A 23,193-nucleotide genomic window follows, 5' to 3' on the forward strand; every position below is an offset into this window, starting at 1 on the left:
CCCGGGCCGGGGGCCCGGCTCAGTCGTTCGGGACGGTCTCGAACTTCGGGGTCGCCTCGGCCATCTGCTGCATGACGTCCTTACGTTCCCGCTTGGACAGCCGGTCGATGTAGAGGCGGCCGTAGAGGTGGTCGGTCTCGTGCTGGAGGCAGCGGGCGAAGTAGCCCCGGCCGTGCACCCGGACCGGGTTGCCCTGCGGGTCCTGGCCGCGCACCACCGCGTAGTCCGGGCGGGCCAGTTCCATATAGGCACCGGGCACCGACAGGCAGCCCTCGTTGGAGTCGTCCAAGTGCCGCTGCTCGGCGGGCAGTTCCTCCAGCACGGGGTTGCAGATCGCGCCGACGTGCCGCTCGTTGTCGTCGTCGGGGCAGTCGTAGACGAAGACCTTGAGGCTCACGCCGATCTGGTTGGCCGCCAGGCCCACGCCCTCGGCGGCCCGCTGCGAGGCGAACATGTCGTCGATCAGCGCGGCCAGCTCGTCGTCGAAGGAGGTGACGTCCGCACACTCACGGTGCAGTACGGGATTGCCGACCACCGTGATCGGACGTACCGTCCCGCGCTCGCGGTGCGCCTGCTCGCGCGCCTCGGCGTCCGTGACGTCGTCGAGGAACTCCTGGCCGTGCTCGGTCTGCTGCTGGGACATCTCCGCCGTACGCCTTCCGGGAACCGTGAACGATCCTCCCAAGGGTACGGGGCGCGGCAAGAGGGCGGCACCTGAACAAGGACGGGGCTGCTTGCTCAGCAGACTTCTTCGAGGTCCCGCCAGTCCCGGGTGTCCGGGCTGTCCGCCACCCAGCCGTCCAGCAGGCCGTGCACCAGCGGGGCGGGCGCGGCGATACCGCATTCGCGCTCCGGGGACCAGGGGACGTCCTCGGTGCCGGGGCTGAGATGGCTCAGGTGGCCGGGGTGGCCGGGTTCGCCCTGGTCGTGCGGGTCGCGGGTGGTGGCCGAGCCGTCGTCGGTGGGCATCCGGCTCTCCGAGCAGGTGCGGCACAGCAATCGCACCGACGACGACCAGTCCTCGGCGGCGTATCCGGCCTCGGCGGCCAGCCGCTCCAGCGCGTTGCGGTCGGCCTCGCTGGCGGCTTCGAGCAGCACCAGCCATGTCGGCACCGGGGAGGGCGCCCACAGCTCGATCTCGTCGAAGACCGGGTAGACGGCGCCGCCCTCCCCCTCGTCGGTGGCTCTCTCGCCGTGCGGCACCCCGTCGTGCAGGACGACCTCGCCCCAGCGGCGGCCGGAGGACGGCAGCGGGATGGACAGCACCTCGATCCGGGCCGGGTCGAGCCTGCGGCCCCAGACCACCTCGGCCTCACCCTCCGGGGACAGCCGTACGGCGGCGCTGCCCAGCGGCATCCGGACCGACTCCTCGCCGGTGTGCACCGAGGTGCCGGCCGGCATCCGCATGCCGTAGGCCTGCCAGGAGCGGCGGGCCAGCGGCCAGTCCTGCAGCGCGGTCGCGGCGATGCCCAGATTCCACCAGTCCGGGGCGCCGACCGGCCGGTCCAGCAGCGCGACGGCCCGCAGGCCCGCGATCCGGGCCTGGGTCCAGTCGTGCCGGAACTTGTGCAGCAGCGCCAGGTTGTACCAGGACTCCGACAGCCACGGCTCCAGGTCGGCGGCCCGGGTCAGCAGGGCGCCGGCGTCCTCGTAACGGCCGTCGTCGATCAGCGAGAACGCCCGGTCAGTGGCCTGACGCCAGGTCGGCGACGGCCGGTGCCGCACTCTTCCGAAGATCTTCAACGTCGTTTCCCGCCTGCCCGCTCAGCCGATCACTGCCAGGACGTCGCCTTCCCGCACCACGATCTCGTCCCCCCGTACGGCCTTCCGCGCAACCCCGTACGACACCAACCTTGCACACTTTGGCCCCGGTCTCAGCCTGGCCCGGTGCGGTCCGCCGCTCGCCGTTGAGTGCACGGTCCTCACCTGGTCTCCTTGCCATCCCCACCGGCATCCAACCATGTCCAGGTCGGAGGGTGCGGGGGCGCCCACCCGGGCAGGGGAGGGCGCCGGCACTCACCCGAACGGGTGAGGTAGGGGTACGTCGGGGGACGGATCAGGTGGCGGTGGGCGCCTCGGTGAACGCACCCGCCTCGGGCACGGACTCGCCGGAGCGGATCAGCTCGATCCGCATCATCACCTTCGAGCGCAGGTCGCTGGGCACGTCGTCGGAGCCGCAGCACCGCTTGACCAGCTTCTTCACCGCCTGCTCCAGCCCGTACTTCTCCAAGCAGGGGTGGCACTCCTCGAAGTGCTCCTTGAACTTGGTGCAGGCGTCCGCGGACATCTCGTCGTCGAGATACTCATAGAGGTGGTCGAGCACCTCGGAGCAGTCCGTCTCATGTGCGTGGCCGCAACTCATGAATCCGCGCCCTTCTGATCTCCCGCGCCCGCGGGGACGAGCCCGCGGTCCCGGGCGTAGTCCTCCAGCAGCTCGCGCAACTGGCGACGCCCGCGATGCAGCCTGGACATCACCGTCCCGATGGGTGTTCCCATGATGTCCGCGATCTCCTTGTAGGCAAAGCCCTCGACATCCGCGAGGTAGACCGCGATGCGGAACTCCTCCGGGATCGCCTGGAGCGCGGACTTCACGTCCGAGTCGGGCAGGTGGTCCAGCGCCTGCGACTCCGCGGACCGCAGACCGGTCGACATGTGCGACTCGGCGCGGGCCAGCTGCCAGTCCTCGATCTCCTCCGACCCGCTGCGCAGCGGCTCGCGCTGCTTCTTGCGGTAGGAGTTGATGAAGCTGTTGGTGAGGATGCGGTAGAGCCAGGCCTTCAGGTTCGTGCCCTCGCGGAACTGGTGGAAGGACGCGTACGCCTTCGCGTACGTTTCCTGCACCAGGTCCTCCGCGTCGGCCGGATTGCGGGTCATCCGCAGCGCGGCCGAGTACATCTGGTCGAGGAAGCTCAAAGCGTCCCGCTCGAAGCGCTCGCTGCGCTCCGACTCGCTCTCTCGTGCCGCCTGACCGGACGCACCCGCGGTTTCCGCCGTGCTGTCGTCGGTGCCGGTGACCGGACCCACCTCCTCAGAAACGCCAGCGCGTCCCAAAGTGGACACGCTCGTCTGGGAGGATATTGCACCGGGGATGGGCACGCCCGATGCGGCCTTGCCGTCGTCCTTGTTGGACCACTGGGTCCAGTCCAGGTACGGCACGGCTACGCCCGACTGCGCGGTGCCCTGCGCGCTCGGCCGGCATGCGGCTGAAACCATGCGGCTGCCTCTCCTCACACCCCGTGTCGATCCTGTCGACACCCATAACGCAAGGGATGCGGCCGTCATTCCCGGGCATAAGCGGGCCGCCGGCCGGCCGGATCAGCCCGCCGCCGCGCCGCCCAGGCCGAGGCCGGCCAGCCAGCGCGTGACGATCCCGGTGAGCTGCGTGAGTGCGGCCTCCTGGGTGAGCGGTGCGCGCTTGGGGACGGCGAAGGCGTGGTCGCCGTAGGGGACCGGGCTGGGATTGTGCGGCGGCGGGAATTCATTGGGGCGGCCGAAGGGGTCGTGGGCGCCCTGGACGACGAGCAGCGGGCAGGCGCCGGCGGCCAGCGCCAGCTCGTCCAGCCGGGACTTCTCCGGCCGGCCCGGCGGGTGCAGCGGAAAGGCCAGCGCGAGGACGGCCGCGGCGCCCAGCGCCCCCGCCGTACGGCAGGCGACCCGGGCCCCGGCGCTGCGCCCACCTGCGACGACGGGCAGCCCCGGCTCGGCCAGGGCGGGCCACAGCGCGCTCCAGCCGGCGTCCAGCGTCTTCGGCGCCGGGGCCAGCCGCTTGCCCGCCACCCGCCAGGGCTGCTCCACCAGCGCCACCGTCACCCCGTGCTCCGGCAGACCGGCCGCCAGCGCCGCCAGGTCCCGAGCCTCGACGCCGCCGCCGGCGCCGTGCCCGAGCGCCAGCACACTGCGGGCCGCGCCCGACTCGTACCAGCTGATCCGGGCCTTGCCGCTCGGGGTGTCGACGAGGCGCCGCTCGGGTTCCCGCTCCGGTTGCCGCATCAGAACAGTGTCTCCTCCTCGGGCGCCGCCAGCTCCTCGACCAGCTCCGGCCCGTTGTTGCGTACGCTGCTGACCGCCGTACCGACCGGGAAGGCCCGCAGCAGGCCGGTGGGCGGCGCCGCCAGCAGTTCCCGGAGTTCGTCCGGCTCGGTGGTGGCCGGATCGAGCCAGGCCGACCACCGGTCCCGGGTGAGCATGAGCGGCATCCTCGGGTGGATTTCGGCCAGTGAGCGCGGTCCCTGCCCCTGGTAGCCGGCGAGGTCGCCGGTCTCGGCGGCGGTGGTGATCACCGTGCAGGTGCTCCACCAGGCCCGCGGGTGGTCGTCCGGCAGATTCCGGTCCCGCCAGAACTCGTACAGCCCGGCCATCGCGAACACCGATCCGTCGGCGGGGGTGACGAAGTACGGCTGCTTGCGGGGCCGCTTCTTCTTCCCCTCCTCCTCCAGCCGGCGCTCCTGCTCACCGGTGACCCACTCGTAGTAGCCGTCGGCGGGTATCAGGCAGCGGCGGGCGGTCAGCGCGCGGCGGAAGGACGGCTTCTCGTGCACCGTCTCGGCCCGCGCGTTGATCAGCCGGGCGGCGCCCTCGGGGTTCTTCGCCCAGGACGGGACGAGCCCCCAGCGCAGCACCCGCAGCTGCCGTACCGGTTCCGGGGAACCGGAGTCCCGCACCGGACGGTCCAGTACGGCGAGGACCTCTTTCGTCGGGGCGACGTTCCAGTCCGGGGCCACGGTCTCGGTGGGATCCCACTTCCCGACCTCGAAGAGGTCCACGAGATCATCGGGTTTCCGGCTCGCCGCGTATCGACCGCACATGGCTGCCACACTGCCACGACCGCGGCCCGAAACCGAAGTCCCCCCGGAAAATGGCGGCTTCGGCGCCCTCGTGGACGCATCCGAAGAACGCACAGGAAGCAGAGGAACGATCGCCGTATGAACGTCGCGAGCATCACCGAGATGTGGGACCGCCTGACCGGCAGCCAGCCCGACCCGTCGCGCTGGCTGGTCGTCGCGACCGCCCTGCTCGCGCTCGCCGCGGTGCTGACCCGGAGCGTGTGGCGGATCGTCCGCAACGCGGTGACCATCGCGCACGAGGGCGGCCACGGTCTGGTGGCGCTGCTCAGCGGCCGCCGGCTGGACGGTATACGACTGCACTCGGACACCTCGGGCCTGACCGTCTCGCGCGGCAAGCCGCACGGCCCCGGCATGGTGCTGACCGCGGCGGCCGGCTACACGGCGCCGCCGCTGCTGGGCCTGGCGGGCGCCGCCCTGCTGGCCGCCGGGCACATCACCGCGCTGCTGTGGGGGGCGACCGCGCTGCTGCTGGTCATGCTGGTGATGATCCGCAACGCGTACGGCGCGCTGACCGTGGTGATCACCGCGGCGCTGTTCCTGCTGGTGTCCTGGCTGACCGAGGCGCAGGTGCAGGCCGCCTTCGCCTATCTGGTGGTGTGGTTCCTGCTGGCCGGCGGCTCGCGGCCGGTGGCCGAGCTGCAGCGCAGCAGGCGGCGGGACCGCAGCGGCACCTCGGACGCCGACCAGCTGGCCCGGCTCACCCGCACCCCGGCCGCGCTGTGGATGCTGCTCTTCTACGCGACAGCGCTGTTCTCCCTGGTCGGCGGCGCCCGCTGGCTGCTGCTGCGGTGAAGCGGGCGGCGGCCGGGAGGGTCAGGAGTGACGCAGTAGCTCCGGCATCCGTTTTCCAGCAGGTTTCGCCGGATTCGCCGACTTATCTCCCTGTACCGCAGCCACTACGCTTGGGCCTCATGACCGACCGCACCGAGCAACCCGACCTCTGGCGTGCCCCGAGCGCGCCCGGCGCCGTGGACGCCACCGTCACGGTGCCCGGCTCGAAGTCGGTGACCAACCGCGCCCTCGTGCTCGCCGCCCTGTCCACCGAACCCGGCTGGGTGCGCCGGCCGCTGCGCAGCCGCGACACGATCCTGATGGCCGAGGCGCTGTGCTCGATGGGCGCGCAGATCGACGAGGTGGTGAACCCGGCCGGCGGCGAGGCCTGGCGGATCATCCCGGCCGGACTGCACGGCCCGGCCACCGTGGACGTCGGCAACGCCGGCACCGTGATGCGCTTCCTGCCGCCGGTCGCGGCGCTCGCCGACGGCCCCGTCCGCTTCGAGGGCGACGCGCGGGCCTCCGAGCGCCCGCTGCACGGCGTGATCGACGCGCTGCGCCAGCTCGGCACCCGGATCGACGACGAGGGCCGCGGCGCGCTGCCGCTCACCGTGCACGGCGCCGGCTCGCTGACAGGCGGCGCGGTGGAGGTGGACGCGTCGTCCTCCTCGCAGTTCGTCAGCGGTCTGCTGCTGTCCGGACCGCGCTTCAACAAGGGGCTGGAGCTGCGGCACACCGGCCGTACGCTGCCGTCGCTGCCGCACATCCGGATGACCGTGGACATGCTGCGGATAGCGGGCGCCAAGGTGGACGCCCCGCAGGACGGCGGCACCCGCGATGTGTGGCGGGTCGCGCCCAGCGCGCTGCTCGGGCGTGATCTGACGGTGGAGCCCGATCTGTCCAACGCGGCGCCCTTCCTGGCCGCCGCGCTGGTCACCGGCGGCCGGGTCGTCATTCCCGGCTGGCCGCGCCGCACCACCCAGCCGGGCGACGCGCTGCGCGGTCTGTTCACGCTGATGGGCGGCTCCTGCGAACTCGACGACCGGGGGCTGACGCTGACCGGTTCGGGCAAGGTGCAGGCGATCACCGCCGATCTGCACGAGGTCGGCGAGCTGGCCCCGGTGATCGCCGCGGTCGCCGCGCTGGCCGACGGCGAGTCGGTGCTGTCCGGGATCGCGCACCTGCGGCTGCACGAGACGGACCGGCTGTCCGCGCTGGCCAAGGAGATCAACGGGCTCGGCGGCGACGTCACCGAGACCGAGGACGGCCTGCGGATCCGCCCGATGCCGCTGCACGGCGGCGTGTTCCACACCTATGAGGACCACCGGCTGGCCACCGCGGCGGCCGTACTGGGCCTGGTGGTCCCCGACATCGAAGTGGAGAACGTGGCGACGACCGCGAAGACCCTGCCCGACTTCCCCGAGCTGTGGACCGGCATGCTGGCCGGCTCCGACGGCATGTCCTGTACCGGAACGCGGGGCTGACCGCCCGTCATGCGCCGCTACGGCAAGAACCCCGACGAGGACGACATCCGGGTCCGGCCCAACACCAAGGGCAACCGGCCGCGTACCAGCATCCGGCCCAAGCACGAGGACGCCTCCGAGGGCATGGTGCTCACCGTGGACCGCGGCAGGCTGCACGTCCTGGTGGACGACCGCGAGGTCGTCGCCATGAAGGCCCGCGAACTGGGCCGCAAATCCGCGGTGGTGGGCGACCGGGTGGCGGTCGTCGGCGACCTGTCCGGCGCCAAGGACACGCTGGCCAGGGTGGTACGGGTCGAGGAGCGCTCATCGGTGCTGCGCCGTACGGCCGACGACACCGACCCGTTCGAGCGGGTGGTGGTCGCCAACGCCGACCAGCTGGCGATCGTCACCGCGCTGGCCGACCCCGAGCCCCGGCCGCGGATGATCGACCGCTGCCTGGTCGCCGCCTACGACGCCGGACTCACTCCGCTGCTGGTGCTCACCAAGTCCGATCTGGCCGCCGCGGAACCGCTGTTGGAGACCTACGGCGCGCTGGACCTGTCGTATGTGGTCACCAACCGGGACGACTTCCTGACCGGCGGGGTGGACCAGATCCGCGAGCGGCTCGCCGACAAGGTCACCGCCTTCGTCGGCCACAGCGGCGTCGGCAAGACCACCCTGGTCAACGCGCTCGTGGCGCGGCAGCGGACCACCGGCCAGGTCAACGCGGTGACCGGCCGGGGCCGGCACACCACCACCTCGGCGCTGGCGCTGCCGCTGCCCGGCAACTCGGGCTGGGTGATCGACACCCCCGGCGTACGGTCCTTCGGGCTGCACCACATCGACCCGTCCCGGGTCATCCAGGCGTTCCCCGATCTGGAGCCGGGCACCGAGGAGTGCCCGCGCGGCTGCACCCACGACGAGCCGGAGTGCGCGCTGGACGCCTGGGTGGCGGCCGGCCACGCCGAGCCGGCCCGGCTGGACTCGCTGCGGCGGCTGCTGGCGACGCGGGAGCGGCGCGAAGGGGACTGAGCGACCGGGAGACAATCGGGAGCCGACCGGGAGCGGGCGCGCACGACCGCGAGCACGGCGGCCGCCTCCCGTATCTGTGCCGTTTACGGGCATGCTGTGTGATGATCAGCAGCGCACAGTGCGCGGGGCACGACAGAACGAGCGGGAACGGAGGCACCCGATGGCCTGGCTCCTGGTGGTGGTCGCGGGCATCTTCGAGACAGGATTCGCGGTCTGCCTCAAGCTGTCCCACGGCTTCACCCGCCTGTGGCCGACCGTCGCCTTCTGCCTGTTCGCCCTCGGCTCCTTCGGCCTGCTCACCCTCTCGCTGAAGAAGCTCGACGTGGGCCCGGCCTACGCGGTCTGGACCGGTATCGGCGCGGCGGGCACGGCGATCTACGGCATGGCGTTCCTGGGCGACCTGGTCTCCACGCTGAAGCTGGTCTCGATCTCCCTGGTCATCGTCGGCGTCATCGGCCTCCAGATCTCCGGCTCCTCCCACTGACGCTGCCGCCGCCTACGCGGGCGGCAGGGCCAGCAAGCTCCGCACCAGCCGCGCCACCCTCAGGCACGCGGCCTCGTCGGAGGGGGCCGGGGCGACGACATAGGACAAGGTGAGGCGGATCGCGGCCTCGCAGGCCCAGGCGATGTCGTCCGGGCGCAGGCGCGGGAAGCCGCGGACGAGGGCGTCGACCGTACGGACGTGGAGGGCCGGCACCAGATCGGGGAGCGGCAGCCGGTCGCCGGGGCGGCCGGTGAGGGCGGCCCGGATCGGTGGGCTGCGGCGGGCGGACCGCAGGGTCCAGCCCGCGGCGGCGGCGAAGCACTCCCCCGGGTCACCGCCGTCCCGTGCGGCGAGGGCGATCGACCGCTCCACACCGATCAGATACGCCTGGGTCTCGCGCAGGATCAGCGCCCGGACCAGCCCGTCCTTGCTGCGGAACTCGTTGTAGAGGGTCTGCCGGGACACCCCGGCCGCCGCGGCCACCTCGACCATGCGGATCGCGGTCCACGGCCGGTCCGCGAGCGCGGCGAAGGCCGCGTCCAGCAGGGTCTCCCTGGTGGTAGGCATCGTCGCCTCCAACCCGCCACGCACCGCCGCGCCGTTCCGCGGCTGTCCGGAAAGAATTGACGCGGTGACCGGTGCTGTCAAGGCTTCGCGCGACCTGCGGACACGGCTGCGGACGGGCTGCGGACGGGCTGCGGACACGGGTACGAACGCGGGTACGAAGGCGGCTGCGGGCCCCGGTCCGGACGCCGATACGGCTGAGCGGCGGGCGTGGCCGATCGCTAGGGTTCGCCCTATGCCCGACGACATTCCTGATCACGCCGATCACGCCGATCACCCCGACTACCAGGACGACCTGCGGCTGGCCCACGCGCTGGCGGACGCCGCCGACGCCGCGACCATGGCCCGCTTCCAGGCACTCGACCTCAAGGTCGAGACCAAACCGGACCTGACACCGGTCAGCGAGGCCGACCGCGCCGCCGAGGAGCTGATCCGCGAGCGGCTCGGCCGGGCCCGGCCGCTCGACGCGGTGCTGGGCGAGGAGTACGGCAGCCGGGGCGACGGCGCGGCGCGCCGCTGGATCATCGACCCGATCGACGGCACCAAGAACTATGTGCGCGGGGTGCCGGTGTGGGCGACCCTGATCGCCTTGGCGGAGCGGGGCGCGGACGGCGACGAGGTGGTGGTCGGCGTAGTGTCCGCCCCCGCGCTGAACCGGCGCTGGTGGGCGGCCAAGGGCGCCGGCGCGTACACCGGGCGCGGTCTCACCTCGGCGAAGCGGCTGCGGGTGTCCGACGTCGGCCGGCTGGAGGACGCGTCGTTCGCGTACTCCTCGCTGGGCGGCTGGGAGGAGGAGGGCCGGCTGGACGGCTTCCTCGATCTGACCCGGGCGTGCTGGCGGACCCGCGGCTACGGGGATTTCTGGCCGTACATGATGGTCGCCGAGGGCTCGGTGGACCTCTGCGCCGAGCCCGAGCTGAGTGTGTGGGACATGGCGGCCAATGAGGTGATCGTCCGGGAGGCGGGCGGCCGTTTCACCTCGCTGGACGGGGCGCCGGGGCCGTTCGGCGCCAACGCGGGGGCCTCCAACGGACTGCTGCACGAGGAAATGCTGGGGTATCTGGGACGGGCGTGACGGGCGTACGCACCCGCTCGCGACGATCACACGCGCCGGTCGGACGCCTTGCGCGCTCTCTTGTCGGGGTCCAAGTGGCATGTGAACATGGGGATTGCCCCCGCTTGTGAACTTGTGAAGCCGTTCACGCGCGCACCGTCCACGGAAGGGCCGCCGTCAACGGCCGCCCGCCCAGGAGGTATCCCCACATGCTGGTTCGCGACGCCATGTCCTCGGTGGTCCTCACCGTCGGCCCCGCCCACACCCTCCGTCAGGCCGCGCGGTTGATGTCCGCCCGCCGGGTCGGGGCGGCGATCGTCCTCGATCCCGACACCTGCGGCCTCGGCATCCTCACCGAACGCGATGTCCTCGACGCCGTCGGCGCCGGGCTCGACCCGGACCGCGAACCCGTGCACGCCCACACCACGACCGATGTCGTCTTCGCCGCCCCGCGCTGGACGCTGGCCGACGCGGCGGCGGCCATGCTGCACGGCGACTTCCGCCACCTGATCGTGCTCGAAGGCCGCGACCTGGTCGGCATCGTCTCGGTCCGCGACATCGTGCGCTGCTGGGCCCCGGCCAGGACAGCGGCCAAGTCACCCGTGCACGCCTGAGCGTCCGGCGCCTCCCGCGCGGCCCGGACCTGGGCCGCGCGGGCATGGCGATGGGGCCGGAGCCCCATGGCGTCCGGCCCCATCGGCCTTGGGGGCGACGGGTGGGCCCGCCGGAGCGGGCCGCCCGTCTCCTCCGACGGTCAAGCGGTCGGATCAGCCGCGGAGGGCCTGGACCGCGGTGTCGAGCCGCTTGCCGTAGTCAGCGTCCGCCTGGCGGAAGTTGTTGATCGCGCGCTCGACGATGTCGTCGCGGGTTACCTTGGCGATCATGCCCGCGAGGTTGTCGATCAGCCGGGTCTTCTCGTCCTCGGACATCAGCCGGTAGAGATTGCCGGCCTGCACGAAGTCGTTGTCCTCGGCGTGCGAGGGCGCCGGGCTGTACTGCGTGGTGCCGGTCACCGCGGCCGGCTCCCAGAGCGGGCGGGCGGTCTCGAACGGGCCGCCGAAGCTGTTGGGCTCGTAGTTCTTGGCGCCCGCGTGGCGCCCGTCGTAGAGGTAACCGTCCCGGCTGTGGGTGCGCGCCTCGGTGGCGTGCGGCCGGTTCACCGGCAGATGGTCGGCGTTGATCCCGACCCGGTAGCGGTGGGCGTCGCCGTAGGCGAACAGCCGGCCCTGCAGCATCTTGTCCGGGGACGGGCCGATACCGGGGACGAAGTGCGCCGGCGAGAAGATCGACTGCTCGACCTCCGCGAAGACGTTCTCCGGGTTGCGGTTCAGCTCCAGCTTGCCGATCTCGATCGGCGGGTAGTCCTCGTGCGGCCACACCTTGGTGAGGTCGAACGGGTTGAAGCGGTAGGTCGCCGCGTCGGCGGCCGGCATCACCTGGACCTGCACCGTCCAGGACGGGAAGTCGCCGCGCTCGATGGCCTCGCGCAGGTCGCGCTGGTGGCTGTCGGTGTCCTCGCCGGAGAGCTTGACTGCTTCGTCCTGGGTGAGGTTCTTGATCCCCTGGTCGGTCTTGAAGTGGTACTTGACCCAGAAGACCTCGCCGGCCTCGTTGCTCCACTGGTACGTGTGGGAGCCGTAGCCGTTCAGGTGCCGGTAGCTCGCCGGGATGCCGCGGTCGCCGAACAGCCAGGTGACCTGGTGGGTGGACTCCGGGCTCAGCCCCCAGAAGTCCCAGATGTTCTCCGCCTCCTGCGAGCCGGTGTACGGGTCGCGCTTCTGGGTGTGGATGAAGTCCGGGAACTTGACGGCGTCCTTGATGAAGAACACCGGGGTGTTGTTGCCGACGAGGTCGTAGTTGCCGTCCTCGGTGTAGAACTTCAGCGCGAAGCCCCGCGGGTCGCGCACCGCGTCGGCCGAGCCGAGGTTGCCCGCCACCGTGGAGAACCGCAGGAACGTCTCGGTCTGCTTGCCCACCGCGGACAGGAACTTCGCCCGGGTCCACTGCGAGACGTCACGGGTCAGCGTGAAGGTGCCGTACGCGCCGGCGCCGCGGGCGTGCACGACGCGCTCCGGGATGCGCTCCCTGTTGAAGTGCGCGAGTTTCTCCAGCAGGTGCTGGCTCTGGACCAGAACGGGACCGCCGAGGCCGGCCGTCTCGCTGTTCTGATTGTCCGCGACCGGCGCCCCGGACTCGGTGGTCAGCGGACCCGTCTCCTGAACAGTCACGTGTGTCTCCCTGGAATCGACCTGTCCCTTGGCTGTCGCCAGACTCGATCCTACGATAGACACTGTCCAAGTCAAGAAAGAGACCAGTCAAGGACTCGTTCGGGTTCTGAGCCCCCACTGTTAGGCTGATACATATGAGCGACCTGCTGGAACGTCTGCGGACCCGGGGCTGGCGGCTGACCGCGCAGCGCCGGGTCGTGGCCGAGGTCCTCGACGGCGACCATGTACACCTCACAGCCGACGAGGTGCACGCCCGTGCCATCGAACGGCTGCCGGAGATCTCCCGGGCGACCGTTTACAACACGCTGGGCGAGATGGTCAGTATCGGCGAGATCATCGAGGTCGCCACCGACGGCCGCGCCAAGCGGTACGACCCGAACGCGCATCATCCGCACCAGCACCTGGTCTGCTCCAGCTGCGGCACGATCCGCGATGTTCACCCGAACGGGGACCCGCTGGCGGCACTGCCGAGCGGTGAACGCTTCGGCTTCACGGTCTCCGAGGTGGAAGTCACCTACCGGGGGCTGTGCCCGGACTGCTCGCGGCGTGCACTGTCGGGGCGTCAGCCGGCCTAGCTCCGCCACCGCTTCGTCGTCACGGTTTCGACGTCACGGCTTTACGTCACCGCTTGACGTCACCGCTCCGCTGTCGTGACTCCCACCGTCGGATTCACCCGTCCGGCCCCGGGCAGCGGTGTCCTGGCCGACCCACCCGCCGGAGTGCGGCTGTGCCTGCCGATGCGCTCGGCGAGTGCGCGTACGGCCGGCTCGGTACGGGTCCGGCCGATCCACAGCGTCTCCACCGGTACGTCGTCCGGCACCCGGGACAGCGCCTCGAACACCTCGCGCGCCACACCCTGGTCGCGGTCGGTGGCGAGCGGGCCCAATAACCCCACCAGCTCGTCGGGCTTGGCCAGCCGGCCCACCGCGCGGGCCGCCGCCCGGCGGACGATCGCGTGCGGGTCGGTGAGCAGCCGGGCCAGTTGCGGCGCGTCCGCGGCGTCCCCGCACTCCCCCAGGCCGGCCACGAGTCCGGCCAGCAGCCGGGGCGAGGCTTCGCTGCGTCCGGCCCGGCGCAACTGCTTGCGGTAGACGTCGGCGGGCGGTTCGCCGCGCTGGTAGAGCTGCCAGCGGGCCTGCACCCGGACCATCCTGGCCCGGTCGGCGAGCAGCGCGACCAGCCGGGTGGCGGGCACATCGGCGGGCAGCGCGGCCACCGCCAGCTCCCGCACCCCGGCGCCGCGGGCCCGCAGCAGCCGGCCGGCCTGCTCGGGGTCGATCTCCAGCAGCCGCTGGGCGCACAGCCGCCGGCACACCTCGTCGTGGTCGTGCAGCGCGGCCCGCAGCAGGTCGCCCTTGACGTACTCCCCCAGGTCCAGCGCGAGTTCCACGCCGAACCGGCGGGCGGCGGGGTCGGCGTCCACCGCGAGCGCGCGTACCGCCCGCCGGTGCGGAGGCTCCCCGAGCACCGTCCGGTAGGCGGCGAGCAGCCCGCCGGAGCGGCTGCGGGCTTCCAGCCGGAGCAGGACCCGCACCGCGGCGGCCACCTCGTCGGGCGCGCTGCGCAGCAGCAGCGCCGAGGTGGCGCGCTCCCTGACCTGGGGCACCCAGTCGACGGTGCGCAGCGCGAGCGCGGCGGCGGCCAGCGGGCCACCGCACCCGGCCAGGCCCTCGACGGCGGCTTCGCGCACCCGGCCGTCGGCGTCCAGCGAGGCGAGCAGCAGTCCCGGGCCGAGGTCGCCGCGGTCGACGTCAGGGGGTCCGCCGAAGACCCGGGCGGGGGTGTCGGTGCGGGCGTAACGGTCCAGGAGGATCAGCAGGGCGGCGGGCGCCCGGCTCAGTGCGTCCAGCGCGGCGATCCGGTCGTGTGGCTGGCCGCTGGCCCGCACCTGGCGCAGTGCGGCGAGCAGTTCCACCGCGTCCTCACGCCGTCCGCTGCCGGCCGCCCGGCCGCACCACACATCCCAGCGGCCCGTGTCCACCACCGCCTGTGCGGATCGCCCCCGCCGTCTGCGCAGCAAATCCCGCCTCCACGGCTCGCCCCGTCCTACCGCACCAGGATCGCGCGGCGGGGGATCGGGACCAAGGTGATTCGGCCGGACTTTGCCCTAATAAGACTAACGGGCGAAATGAAGAGTCAGGGCCCGGAGGCGAACCTCCGGGCCCTGACTCTTCATTGGTAGCGGGGACAGGATTTGAACCTGCGACCTCTGGGTTATGAGCCCAGCGAGCTACCGAGCTGCTCCACCCCGCGTCGTTGTGTCCTCAGCTTAGACCACCGGGGGTGAGTCACCAAATCACTTACGGGGGAGGGCTGAACGCCGGGGTGCGGCGCACCGCCGAAGGGCCGCGGGCCGGGCCCGCCACCGGGCTGGGGGTGCCGGGACGCCCGGAACCCGGATGCCGCGCCACGCTGAGAGGGCGCGGACGCCCGGCGCCAAGCGGCGGCCTGGCCGGTCCGCCCACCCGAGGATTCGGCTGCCGGACCCGCCCGCAACCCGGGACAGCGCACGCTGAGAGGGCGCGGAAACCGCACGCGGGCCGGGCCCGCCACCGGGCCGGGGTGCCGGGACCGCCCGGAACCCGGATGCCGCGCCGAGGAGGCGCGGAAACCGCGCGCCGGCCGGGCCCGCCAGCGGGCTGCGGGTGCCGGGCCCGTGGCCCGTTGGTCCCGACGGCGGGGGCGTCAGGCCGTCAGTTCGTGGGCCACCGCGTCGGTGAGGCGGGCCGCGCGTTCGGCGACTTCGGCCGGGCCGCAGCTGATGGCGCGGGCGCACCAGGACTGGGCCTCGGACAGCGAGCCCCGGCGGGCCGAGAGCAGTGCCATCCGCAGGGCGGCGCGGCCGTGGCCGGCGTTGGCCGCCCGGGTCCACCACAGCGCCGCCTCCGGCTCACTGCCCTCGCGGGCCAGCAGCAGCCCGAGGTTGAAGGCGCCGTTGCGCGAGCCGGCCTCGGCGGCCTGCCGGTACCAGCCGGCCGCCTCCAGCACGTCACCGCGCTTGGCCGCGCACATACCGAGCCGGACCTGCGCACGGCGGTGCCCCTGGCGGGCCGCCCGCTCGTACCACTCCTCGGCCTCCACCGAGCCCGATCCGGCGACCTCCGCGTCGTCCTCCCGGTCCCGGCGGTCCAGCAGCGCGCCGAGCCGGAACGCCGCCTCGGGGCTGCCGCCCCCGGCCGCGCACCGCAGATGCCGCTCGGCGCCATGGTGGTCGCCCTCCTGCTGGAGCGCGATGGCCACCTGGAGGGCGGCCTCGGCGTGCCCGGAGGCGGCCGCCCGCTCGTAGAAGCGGCGGGCGGTGCTCTCGTCGCCCCGGGCGGCGTGCAGGATGCCCAGGTTGAAGGCCGCGTCGATGCTGCCCGCCTCGGCCGCCTTGGAGAGCCACGGCTCCGCCCCGGCCGCGTCGCCGCGCTGGAGCAGCAGGACAGCCAGCGCGTTGGCGGCTTCGCGGTGCCCGGCGTAGGCGGCCTTGCGGTACCACTGCTCGGCCTGCGGGCTGCGGCCCTGACCGGCGCACAGCAACCCCAGGTTGTAGGCGCCGTTGACATCGCCGGCTTCCATGGCGGTGCGGTACCAGCGCTCGGCGGTCTGCGTCTCGCCCTCCTGGGCGTGCAGCGCGCCGAGCGCGTTGGCCGCGTTGCCGTCGCCGGCCTGGGCGGCGCGGCGCCACCAGGTGGCGGCCTGGTCCAGGTCGCCGGCGTCGCGCAGCAGGAAGGCCAGCGCGCAGGCGGCCCGCGCCTCACCGTCCCGGGCGGCGGTCAGATACCAGTGCCCGGCCTCCTTGAGCTCGCCGCGCTCCTCCAGCAGTGTGCCCAGGCGCAGCGCGGCCCGGCGGTGGCGGCGGGCCGCGGCCTGCCGGTACCACTGCTCGGCCTCGTGATCCTCGCCGCGCTCGGCGCAGACGTGGGCCAGCCGGTAGGCGGCCTCGCGGTGCCCGTGCTCGGCGGCGGCGCGGAACCACCGCTCGGCACCCACGTCCCTGCGGTGGTCGAGCAGGTCGGCGAGCGCGTAGGCGCCCAGGGTGTGACCGGACTCGGCGGCCTGGCGCAGCCAGTACTCGGCGCCGGGCTCGTCACCCCGCTCCCGGTAGAAGCGGCCGAGCGCGTGCGCGGCCGCGGCCGAACCGGCCACCGCCGCGATCCGCCACCAGCCGGCCGCCTCCTCGGCGTGCCCGTGCTGATTCAGCAGCAGGCCGAGGTTGTTGGCTGCGGCGCGGTCGCCGTGCTGGACGGCGGCGCGCAGGAACGGCTCGGCGGCGTCCAGGTCACCGCGGCGCAGCAGCAGCGTGCCCAGCGCGCTCATCGCCCCCGGATCGCCCTGCTCGGCGGCCCTGCGGTGCCGCGCCTCGATCTCGGCCTCCTCGCGCATGGCGAGGGTGTCCTCGTCGGGCAGCTCGCTCAGCAGCACCGGCACGGAACGCGGCCCCCCGGCCGCACCCCCCGCGCCTTCCCCGGCCGCGTGAATCGCGCTGTCCTCGCTGCGCGGCGCGGGCAGGAGTGCCGCAACCGTCGCATTCATCCCGTTGTTCGCAAGCATGTTCGTCGTGGTCCCCGAAATGCCCGCGGGCACGGACAGATCGCCCGTCGACCCACGCTGACCATGGCTCTGACGAGTATTCAGCAGCCTCGCACTCTCCCCCATAAGCCCCATCGTCGCACCACCCGCTACCGGCGTACACCAGGTATACCGCAACCCGCACAGTCACTTCAGCGTTTTGTCGACTTCCCGACAAGGCGTCACATCAAACGGTTGACGTGCGAAGTCCCCCATATAAGTGAAGAGGCCTGAAGTCTATTGACTTCAGGCCTCTTCGAGCAGTAGCGGGGACAGGATTTGAACCTGCGACCTCTGGGTTATGAGCCCAGCGAGCTACCGAGCTGCTCCACCCCGCGCTGTTGTGACGCAACCGTACCACGGTGCGGGATCTTGCCCGACCAGTCCTGACCGGCCCCGATGCGGGCCGGTCAGGACTGGTCGGGGCCGGTCAGCCCGGCTTCCGCTCCGCCGCCCGCGCGTCCTTCAGCGCGGCGGCCAGCCGCTTCTGGGCGTCGCCGTACTTCCCCCAGTCGCCGGCCTTCAGCGCCGACTGCCCGTCGTCGTACGCCTGCTGGGCCCGGTCCAGCGCGTCCTGGAGGGCGCCGCTCGCGCCGGCCGCGGGTGGCGGCGGCTTCGGCTTGGCCGGTGGCGTGCCGGCCGTGGTGCCGAAGACGGAGCCCAGCGCCTCGTCCAGGGTGTCCTCCAGCGCCATCTTCCCGTCGAAGTCGACCATCACCTTCTTCATCAGCGGGTAGTCGGTGTCCGCGCCGCGTACGTACACCGGTTCCACGTACATCAGCCCGCCGTCCAGCGGCAGCGTGAGCAGATTGCCGTACTCGATCGTGGAGTCCTTGCCCCGCAGCAGCGTTATCGTCTGGGCGAAATCGGAGTTGAACTTGCTCTGCACCAGCTGCGGCCCGTCCACCGGCGCGTCGGTGGGCAGTTTGAGCAGCCGCATCGTGCCGTAGTCCGGACTGGTGGCGTCGGCGTCCACCGCGATGAACGCCGCCAGATTGGGGCGGGTGGTGGGGGTGAAGGTCGAGGTGAGCGAGAAGGTCTGCCCGCTCTGGCCGGGCATCTTCAGGCTCAGGTAGTACGGCGGCACCGCCTTGCCCGACTTGGACGCCGGGTCGTCGGGGATCTGCCACACCTCGCTGCCGGTGTAGAACTGCGCGGCCTTGGTGACGTGGTACTTCGTGAGCAGCTGCCGCTGCACCTTGAACAGGTCCTGCGGGTAGCGCAGATGCGACAGCAGGTCCGGCGGGATGGACGCCTTGGGCCGCACCGTGTTCGGGAAGGCCTTCATCCAGGTCTTGAGCACCGGGTCCTCGGTGTCCCACTGGTAGAGCTTGACGGTGCCGTCGTAGGCGTCCACGGTCGCCTTGACCGAGTTGCGGATGTAGTTGACCTGATTCTGCTGGGCGACCACCGAACGCTGGTTGCTGGTCAGCGAGTCCGTGGTGGTGTCGCCGAGGGTGGTCCGGGAGGCGTACGGATAGCCGTTGGTCGTGGTATAGGCGTCCACGATCCACTGCACATGCCCGTCGACGACCGCCGGATACGGGTCTCCGTCGATGGTCAGCCAGGGCGCGACCGCCTCCACCCGGTCCTTGGGCGTCCGGTCGTAGAGGATCTTCGAACCCTTGCCGATGGCGCCGGAGTAGAGGATCTGCGGCTCGCCGAAGGTCACCGCGTAGGCGGCCCGGGTCACCGGGTCGCTGAGGCTGACGCCGCCCTTGCCGTGGTAGGTGGTCGACTGCTCGCCGGTCTTGTCGGCGAAGTCGAGTTCCTTGGTGGGGCCGCCGACGATGGAGTACTGCGTGGTCTGCTCGCCGAAGTAGATCCGCGGTTGGTAGCCGCCGAGGGTGCCGGTGCTCGGCAGGTCCTGCTCGGTGTAGACGGGCTGCCCGGTGGGGTCGTTGCTCGTCGGGTCGTTGCCGGTCACATCGGTGCCCTTGGCGGCGACTATGCCGTAGCCGTGGGTGTACTTGAAGTGGTCGTTGATCCAGTTGTTCTGCGGGATGCCGTTGATGTTCAGCTCGCGCAGGCCGACCACGGTGTCCTGCTCCTTGCCGCCGGTGGTGTACCGGTCGACGTCGAGCGTGGAGGGGAAGGAGTAGTAGCCGCGCGACTGCTGCATCTGCTGGAACGTGGGCGAGACCACATTGGGGTCCAGCACCCGGATCGAGGCGGTGTCGGCGCTGTCGGCCCGCAGCGTCGAAGCGGTCGCCTTGCTGGTGCCGGTGTAGTCGGAGACCTGGCTGCCGGCGATGCCGTACGCGGCCCGGGTGGCGTCGATGTTCTTCTGGATGTACGGCGCTTCCTTGGCCGCCTCGTTCGGCTGCACCTGGAACTTCTGCACGATCGCCGGGTACAGGCCGCCGATCAGGATCGCGGACAGCACCATCAGCCCGAAGCCGATCGTGGGCAGCGACCATGTCCGCCGCCACAGCGTCGCGAAGAACAGCAGGGCGCAGATCACCGCGATGCAGAACAGGATGGTCTTGGCGGGCAGATACGCGTTCGCGTCGACATAGCGCAGGCCGGTCCAGTTGTCGGCGGACTTCAGCCCGCTGCTGGACTTCACCGCGAGTCCGTAGCGATCCAGCCAGTAGGCGACCGCCTTCAGCGAGACGAACAGGCCGAGCAGTACCGACAGATGGCCGGTCGCGGCGGCGGTGGCCCGCCCGCCCGGCGAGGTGATGCGCAGCCCCCCGTACAGGTAGTGCACCAGCGCGGCGGCGATCAGCGAGAGCACCACGGCGGCGAAGCCGAAGCTCAGCAGGAAGCGGTACCACGGCAGATCGAAGGCGTAGAAGGAGACGTCCTTGTGGAACTGCGGGTCCTTCACATGGAAGGAGGTGGCGTTGGTCGTCAGCAGCCACAGCCGCCACTGCCCGGTGGCCGATCCGCCGGCGATGAGCCCGACCACCGCGCAGATCCCCAGCAGCGCCCAGGTCTTGTACGGCGCGATCCCCATCCGGTAGCGGTCCAGGCTCTGCTGCTCCACCGACATCGCGCTCAGCGGCGGGCGCAGCCGGTGCGCCAGGAAGATGTTGGAGCCGACAGCGAGGGCCATCAGCAGCCCGAACACGAAGAAGAGCCCGACCTTGGTCCACAGCATGGTGGTGAACACCGAGGAGAAGTGCACCGACCGGTACCACAGCAGATCGGTCCAGAACCCGGCGAACATCACGAACGCGATCATCAGCACGGCCAGGATGCCGATGGTGATGAGCAGCGTCCGGGTGCCGCGGGTGGTACGGACCGCTCTGGCCCGCTGACCGGGCAGCCCTCCGCCACGCTCGGGCATCTGGAATACCAAGGGTCCGCACCTCGAAATGTCGGTTTCGCGGGGCGTCCCGGATCGGACTCCCCCACGTGCAACTTACCTACCCTTTGGCCGGTTCCCGATTCCGGGCCGGGAACAGGCAGGATGGTGACCATGTCCAACATCGCCGCAGACGGCGCCCCCCTGGCCGCGAACCCGCTGACCCAGGCCGTACTGGAGATCGACGCGTACGCCTCCGGTCTCGGCTGGGATCAGCCCGCCCGGCTGTTCGCCCTCGTAGACACCGCACAACTGCGCAGCCAGGAACCGGCCCTGGCCCAGCAGTTGGGGCTGGCCGAGCAGGCCGCGGCCGGCCTGACCCCGATCGAGCAGGAGGAACTGCCGCCGGGACAGCCGCTGGACGAGTTCCTGGCCACCATCGCCTGGCCCGAGGTGATCGCCGGCTGCGCGCTGACCGTGGAGCGGCTGATGCTGCCGCCGTCCGCGGAATCGGCGCTGCCGGAGGACCTGGACGACCAGGCGCTGGCCTCATGGGTGGCCGAGCACCCGCAGCGGCAGGAGGTACGGATGACGGTCGCGGTGCTGCGGGACGGTGCCCGTGAGTCGGCGGTGCGGCTGCGCGCGAAGGACTCGCCGACCGAGGTGCTGACCGGGGCGGAGCTGGTGCCGGGTCTGGCGGAGGCGCTGGCGGCGACCTTCGAGGAGGGCTGAGCGGGGGCGGCCGGGCGGCCCGCCGAGCGGACCGGGCCGAGCGGAAGGAAGGTTTCCGCTCGGCGTCCGCGCCGGTTACGCCTCAGGAGCAGCTGGGCAGTGCCTTGTCGTTGCCCGCCTTGATGTTCGCCAGGGCGGCCATCGCGTCGTGCAGCGTCTTGACCTTGACCAGGGTGAGGCCGCTGGGGATGTCCTTGGCGGCCTCCTCACAGTTGTCGGCCGGGGTGAGGAAGAACTTCGCGCCCTTGTCGCGGGCGCCGATCGTCTTCAGGCCGATGCCGCCGATCGGACCGACGTTCCCGCTGTCGTCTATCGTGCCGGTGCCGGCCACGAACTTTCCGCCGGTCAGGTCGCCCGGGGTGAGCTTGTCCACGATGCCGAGCGCGAACATCATGCCGGCGCTGGGCCCACCCACATCGGCGAGCTTGATGTCGATGGCGAACGGGAACATGTGCTCGACCCCGGCCTGGATGCCGACCACCGCACGGCGCGGTCCGGTGTCGGCCGACGTGCGGGTGGTGATCTTCACGTCCTGCGTCGCCGTCGACTTCTTCTTGGCGTCGGCGGCGCGGACGACGGTGAAGGTCACCGGCTCGCCGGGCTTGTGCTTGGTGACCGCGGTCGCCACCTGGTCCGCCTTGGTGATGGCGGTGCCGTCGACCGCCTTGATCACATCTCCGGCGTGCAGCTCCCCCTCGGACGCCCCGCCCTTGACCACGGCGGAGACGATCACCTCGGACGGCACCGGGATCTTCAGCTCCTCCAGGGCGGCGACCTTGGCGCTGTCCTGCGACTCGCTGAACTCCTCGGCGTTCTGCTGGTCGGCCTGCTGCGCGGTCTGCCCGGACGGATAGAGCGTGTCGTGCTCGACCACCTTGTCGTCGTGCCGCAGCCAGCCCAGCACGCCCTCGACCAGATTCATCGAGTAGTCGGCGCCGGTGACCCGCACGGTGGTCATGTTGAGATTCCCGCTGGCCGGATAGGTCTGGTGTCCGGTGATGGAGATCACCATGTCACCGCCGTAGTCCCCCAGGGTGTTCACGGTCGGGCCGGGTGACATCTCGGAGTACGGAGTGGGGGTGAGCAGCGCTACGCACAACAGCGCTATGAGCGTGAGGGTCGAGGCGATCAGCGTCGCTGTGCGGCGGGGCATGGAACGACCCTACGGGACAGGTCCGACAACCGGCCCGCGGGGGGAATCCTCCTCACCGGCTTCCTGGCCCTGCGCGCCCAGGCTCTCCATGACGTCGTCCTCCTTGGCGAGGTGCTTCACGGCGTCCTCCGTGGCCAGCGTCTCCATGGCCAGCCGGAAGCGCTCGTAGTCGGCGAGCGATTCGCCGTCACCCGCGCCGCGAGCGCGTCCGGCCCAGCGGGCCCACAGGGTGGCCAGCAGCGCGGCGGCCACCGGAATGATCAACCAAGCGAGTGCTGCCACAGCGTGACTCTCCCGACCCCATATGCACCAAAATATGACCTATGAGCAGATTAACCATCCGGTGAGTCAACGGTGGGTCGGGGCGCAGGGTTACGCAACCGGAAGTCCCACTAACGGACGGTGAGGCCGCAAGCGCAGGAGCGGGGAGGATCCGGGAGCGGGGAGGATCCGGGGCGGGTTCTGGAGCGGGGCCGGGAGCGGGGCTGGGCGGGGGCGCAGCTCAGAGCCCCGCGCCCACCCACTCCTCCGCGCCGTCCGTGAAGGTCTGGTGCTTCCAGATCGGCACCTCGCTCTTGAGGTCGTCGATCAGCCGCCGGCTGGCCGCGAACGCCTCGTCGCGGTGCGGGCAGGACACCGCCACCACCACCGCGATGTCGCCCACCCGCAGGTCGCCCACCCGGTGCACGGCGGCCAGCGCCCGTACCGGGAAGTCCGCGGCGACCTTCTCCGCCACCCGGCGCAGCTCCGCCTCGGCGGTGGGGTGCGCGGAGTAGGCCAGCGCGGTGACCGCCGCGTCCGGGCGCCCGTCGTGGTCGCGGACCGTGCCGACGAACAAGGTGGTGCCGCCCGCCGCGTCGTCACCCACCGCGGCGAACACCTCGTCCACCGACAGCGGGGTGTCGCGGATGGCCAGCAGCCGGATCGGACCGTCGGGGCCGGGCCCGTACGAGTCGCCGGGGTCGGCGGAATCCCCGGAGTCGCCGGGACCGTGCGTCGAAGCCGCGTTCACCATGCCTCCTCTTCTGCCCGTACTGCCCGTACTGCCCGTTCCGACC

The 23,193-nt window shown here is 71.7% G+C and carries 22 protein-coding genes and 2 tRNA genes; 8 read left to right on the forward strand and 16 right to left on the reverse strand.

Going from position 1 to position 23,193, the window contains the following annotated elements:
- Positions 1-19 precede the first annotated feature (19 nt).
- From def to ACFO3J_RS13665, 6 genes are all read right to left on the reverse strand, one after another.
- Complete coding sequence (gene def, locus ACFO3J_RS13640) at positions 20-643, reverse strand: peptide deformylase (RefSeq protein WP_386429543.1); 624 nt, start codon at positions 641-643, stop codon at positions 20-22.
- A 95-nt stretch (positions 644-738) separates the two neighbouring features.
- Complete coding sequence (locus ACFO3J_RS13645; protein WP_386429545.1) at positions 739-1,743, reverse strand: tetratricopeptide repeat protein; 1,005 nt, start codon at positions 1,741-1,743, stop codon at positions 739-741.
- Positions 1,744-2,056: 313 nt separating this feature from the next.
- Positions 2,057-2,362 carry a mycothiol system anti-sigma-R factor gene (gene rsrA / locus ACFO3J_RS13650; RefSeq protein WP_386429546.1) on the reverse strand — a complete coding sequence of 102 codons (306 nt, stop codon included), beginning with the start codon at positions 2,360-2,362 and terminating at the stop codon, positions 2,057-2,059.
- Positions 2,359-3,024 carry a sigma-70 family RNA polymerase sigma factor gene (locus ACFO3J_RS13655; protein ID WP_386430206.1) on the reverse strand — a complete coding sequence of 222 codons (666 nt, stop codon included), beginning with the start codon at positions 3,022-3,024 and terminating at the stop codon, positions 2,359-2,361. Before ACFO3J_RS13655 ends, rsrA begins: the two co-directional genes overlap by 4 nt.
- Positions 3,025-3,315: 291 nt before the next feature.
- On the reverse strand, positions 3,316-3,990 hold the full coding sequence (locus ACFO3J_RS13660) for an alpha/beta hydrolase family protein (protein WP_386429548.1): 675 nt from the start codon (positions 3,988-3,990) through the stop codon (positions 3,316-3,318).
- A complete protein-coding gene (locus ACFO3J_RS13665; protein ID WP_386429550.1) occupies positions 3,990-4,805 on the reverse strand; it encodes an SOS response-associated peptidase in 816 nt (271 codons plus the stop codon). Before ACFO3J_RS13665 ends, ACFO3J_RS13660 begins: the two co-directional genes overlap by 1 nt.
- Before the next feature lie 117 nt (positions 4,806-4,922).
- Between ACFO3J_RS13665 and ACFO3J_RS13670 the strand changes: the two genes are divergently transcribed.
- The 4 genes from ACFO3J_RS13670 to ACFO3J_RS13685 all read left to right on the forward strand — a co-directional run bounded on the left by ACFO3J_RS13670 (position 4,923) and on the right by ACFO3J_RS13685 (position 8,597).
- A complete protein-coding gene (locus tag ACFO3J_RS13670) occupies positions 4,923-5,636 on the forward strand; it encodes a M50 family metallopeptidase (RefSeq protein ID WP_386429552.1) in 714 nt (237 codons plus the stop codon).
- A gap of 119 nt (positions 5,637-5,755) precedes the next feature.
- Positions 5,756-7,102 carry a 3-phosphoshikimate 1-carboxyvinyltransferase gene (aroA, locus tag ACFO3J_RS13675; RefSeq protein WP_386429553.1) on the forward strand — a complete coding sequence of 449 codons (1,347 nt, stop codon included), beginning with the start codon at positions 5,756-5,758 and terminating at the stop codon, positions 7,100-7,102.
- A gap of 9 nt (positions 7,103-7,111) precedes the next feature.
- Positions 7,112-8,113: a ribosome small subunit-dependent GTPase A gene (rsgA, locus tag ACFO3J_RS13680; protein ID WP_386429555.1), complete on the forward strand. Its 1,002-nt coding sequence runs from the start codon at positions 7,112-7,114 to the stop codon at positions 8,111-8,113.
- 160 nt (positions 8,114-8,273) lie between these two features.
- Positions 8,274-8,597, forward strand: coding sequence for a DMT family transporter (locus ACFO3J_RS13685; protein WP_386429556.1), 324 nt, complete (start codon positions 8,274-8,276; stop codon positions 8,595-8,597).
- Between the two features lie 12 nt (positions 8,598-8,609).
- Here ACFO3J_RS13685 and ACFO3J_RS13690 read toward each other — a convergent pair whose 3' ends face one another.
- Positions 8,610-9,164 (reverse strand): TetR/AcrR family transcriptional regulator, encoded by a 555-nt coding sequence (locus ACFO3J_RS13690; RefSeq protein WP_386429558.1) that lies wholly within the window; start codon positions 9,162-9,164, stop codon positions 8,610-8,612.
- A 232-nt stretch (positions 9,165-9,396) separates the two neighbouring features.
- On the opposite strand from ACFO3J_RS13690, the gene hisN reads away from it, so the two are divergent.
- Together hisN and ACFO3J_RS13700 are read left to right on the forward strand one after the other, a co-directional pair.
- Positions 9,397-10,236, forward strand: coding sequence for a histidinol-phosphatase (hisN, locus tag ACFO3J_RS13695; RefSeq protein ID WP_386429560.1), 840 nt, complete (start codon positions 9,397-9,399; stop codon positions 10,234-10,236).
- A gap of 188 nt (positions 10,237-10,424) precedes the next feature.
- Entirely contained in the window at positions 10,425-10,829 is a 405-nt protein-coding gene (locus ACFO3J_RS13700) for a CBS domain-containing protein (RefSeq protein ID WP_386429562.1), read from the forward strand.
- A 153-nt stretch (positions 10,830-10,982) separates the two neighbouring features.
- On the opposite strand, the gene ACFO3J_RS13705 is transcribed toward ACFO3J_RS13700, so the two are convergent.
- On the reverse strand, positions 10,983-12,443 hold the full coding sequence (locus tag ACFO3J_RS13705) for a catalase (protein ID WP_386429564.1): 1,461 nt from the start codon (positions 12,441-12,443) through the stop codon (positions 10,983-10,985).
- A gap of 134 nt (positions 12,444-12,577) precedes the next feature.
- Between ACFO3J_RS13705 and ACFO3J_RS13710 the strand changes: the two genes are divergently transcribed.
- The gene (locus tag ACFO3J_RS13710; protein WP_386429566.1) at positions 12,578-13,018 is read left to right on the forward strand and encodes a Fur family transcriptional regulator; all 441 of its coding nucleotides are present in this window, start codon (positions 12,578-12,580) and stop codon (positions 13,016-13,018) included.
- 59 nt (positions 13,019-13,077) lie between these two features.
- On the opposite strand, the gene ACFO3J_RS13715 is transcribed toward ACFO3J_RS13710, so the two are convergent.
- The 5 genes from ACFO3J_RS13715 to ACFO3J_RS13735 form a co-directional block, all read right to left on the reverse strand.
- Positions 13,078-14,427: a HEAT repeat domain-containing protein gene (locus ACFO3J_RS13715; RefSeq protein ID WP_386429568.1), complete on the reverse strand. Its 1,350-nt coding sequence runs from the start codon at positions 14,425-14,427 to the stop codon at positions 13,078-13,080.
- Positions 14,428-14,619: 192 nt separating this feature from the next.
- Positions 14,620-14,696, reverse strand: a tRNA-Met gene (locus ACFO3J_RS13720).
- Between the two features lie 432 nt (positions 14,697-15,128).
- Positions 15,129-16,811 (reverse strand): tetratricopeptide repeat protein, encoded by a 1,683-nt coding sequence (locus tag ACFO3J_RS13725; RefSeq protein ID WP_386430207.1) that lies wholly within the window; start codon positions 16,809-16,811, stop codon positions 15,129-15,131.
- 450 nt (positions 16,812-17,261) lie between these two features.
- Positions 17,262-17,335 (reverse strand) — tRNA-Met (locus tag ACFO3J_RS13730).
- Between the two features lie 92 nt (positions 17,336-17,427).
- Entirely contained in the window at positions 17,428-20,292 is a 2,865-nt protein-coding gene (locus ACFO3J_RS13735) for a UPF0182 family membrane protein (RefSeq protein WP_386429570.1), read from the reverse strand.
- A 123-nt stretch (positions 20,293-20,415) separates the two neighbouring features.
- Between ACFO3J_RS13735 and ACFO3J_RS13740 the strand changes: the two genes are divergently transcribed.
- Entirely contained in the window at positions 20,416-20,982 is a 567-nt protein-coding gene (locus ACFO3J_RS13740; RefSeq protein WP_386429571.1) for a PPA1309 family protein, read from the forward strand.
- A gap of 82 nt (positions 20,983-21,064) precedes the next feature.
- Here ACFO3J_RS13740 and ACFO3J_RS13745 read toward each other — a convergent pair whose 3' ends face one another.
- The 3 genes from ACFO3J_RS13745 to ACFO3J_RS13755 form a co-directional block, all read right to left on the reverse strand.
- On the reverse strand, positions 21,065-22,135 hold the full coding sequence (locus ACFO3J_RS13745) for a YlbL family protein (RefSeq protein ID WP_386429573.1): 1,071 nt from the start codon (positions 22,133-22,135) through the stop codon (positions 21,065-21,067).
- A gap of 9 nt (positions 22,136-22,144) precedes the next feature.
- Positions 22,145-22,417: a hypothetical protein gene (locus ACFO3J_RS13750; protein ID WP_386429575.1), complete on the reverse strand. Its 273-nt coding sequence runs from the start codon at positions 22,415-22,417 to the stop codon at positions 22,145-22,147.
- Positions 22,418-22,637: 220 nt separating this feature from the next.
- Entirely contained in the window at positions 22,638-23,150 is a 513-nt protein-coding gene (locus ACFO3J_RS13755) for a molybdenum cofactor biosynthesis protein MoaE (RefSeq protein WP_386429576.1), read from the reverse strand.
- Between the last annotated feature and the right edge of the window lie 43 nt (positions 23,151-23,193).

The organism is Streptomyces polygonati (genome assembly GCF_042650325.1).
Taxonomy (GTDB): Bacteria; Actinomycetota; Actinomycetes; order Streptomycetales; family Streptomycetaceae; genus Actinacidiphila; species Actinacidiphila polygonati.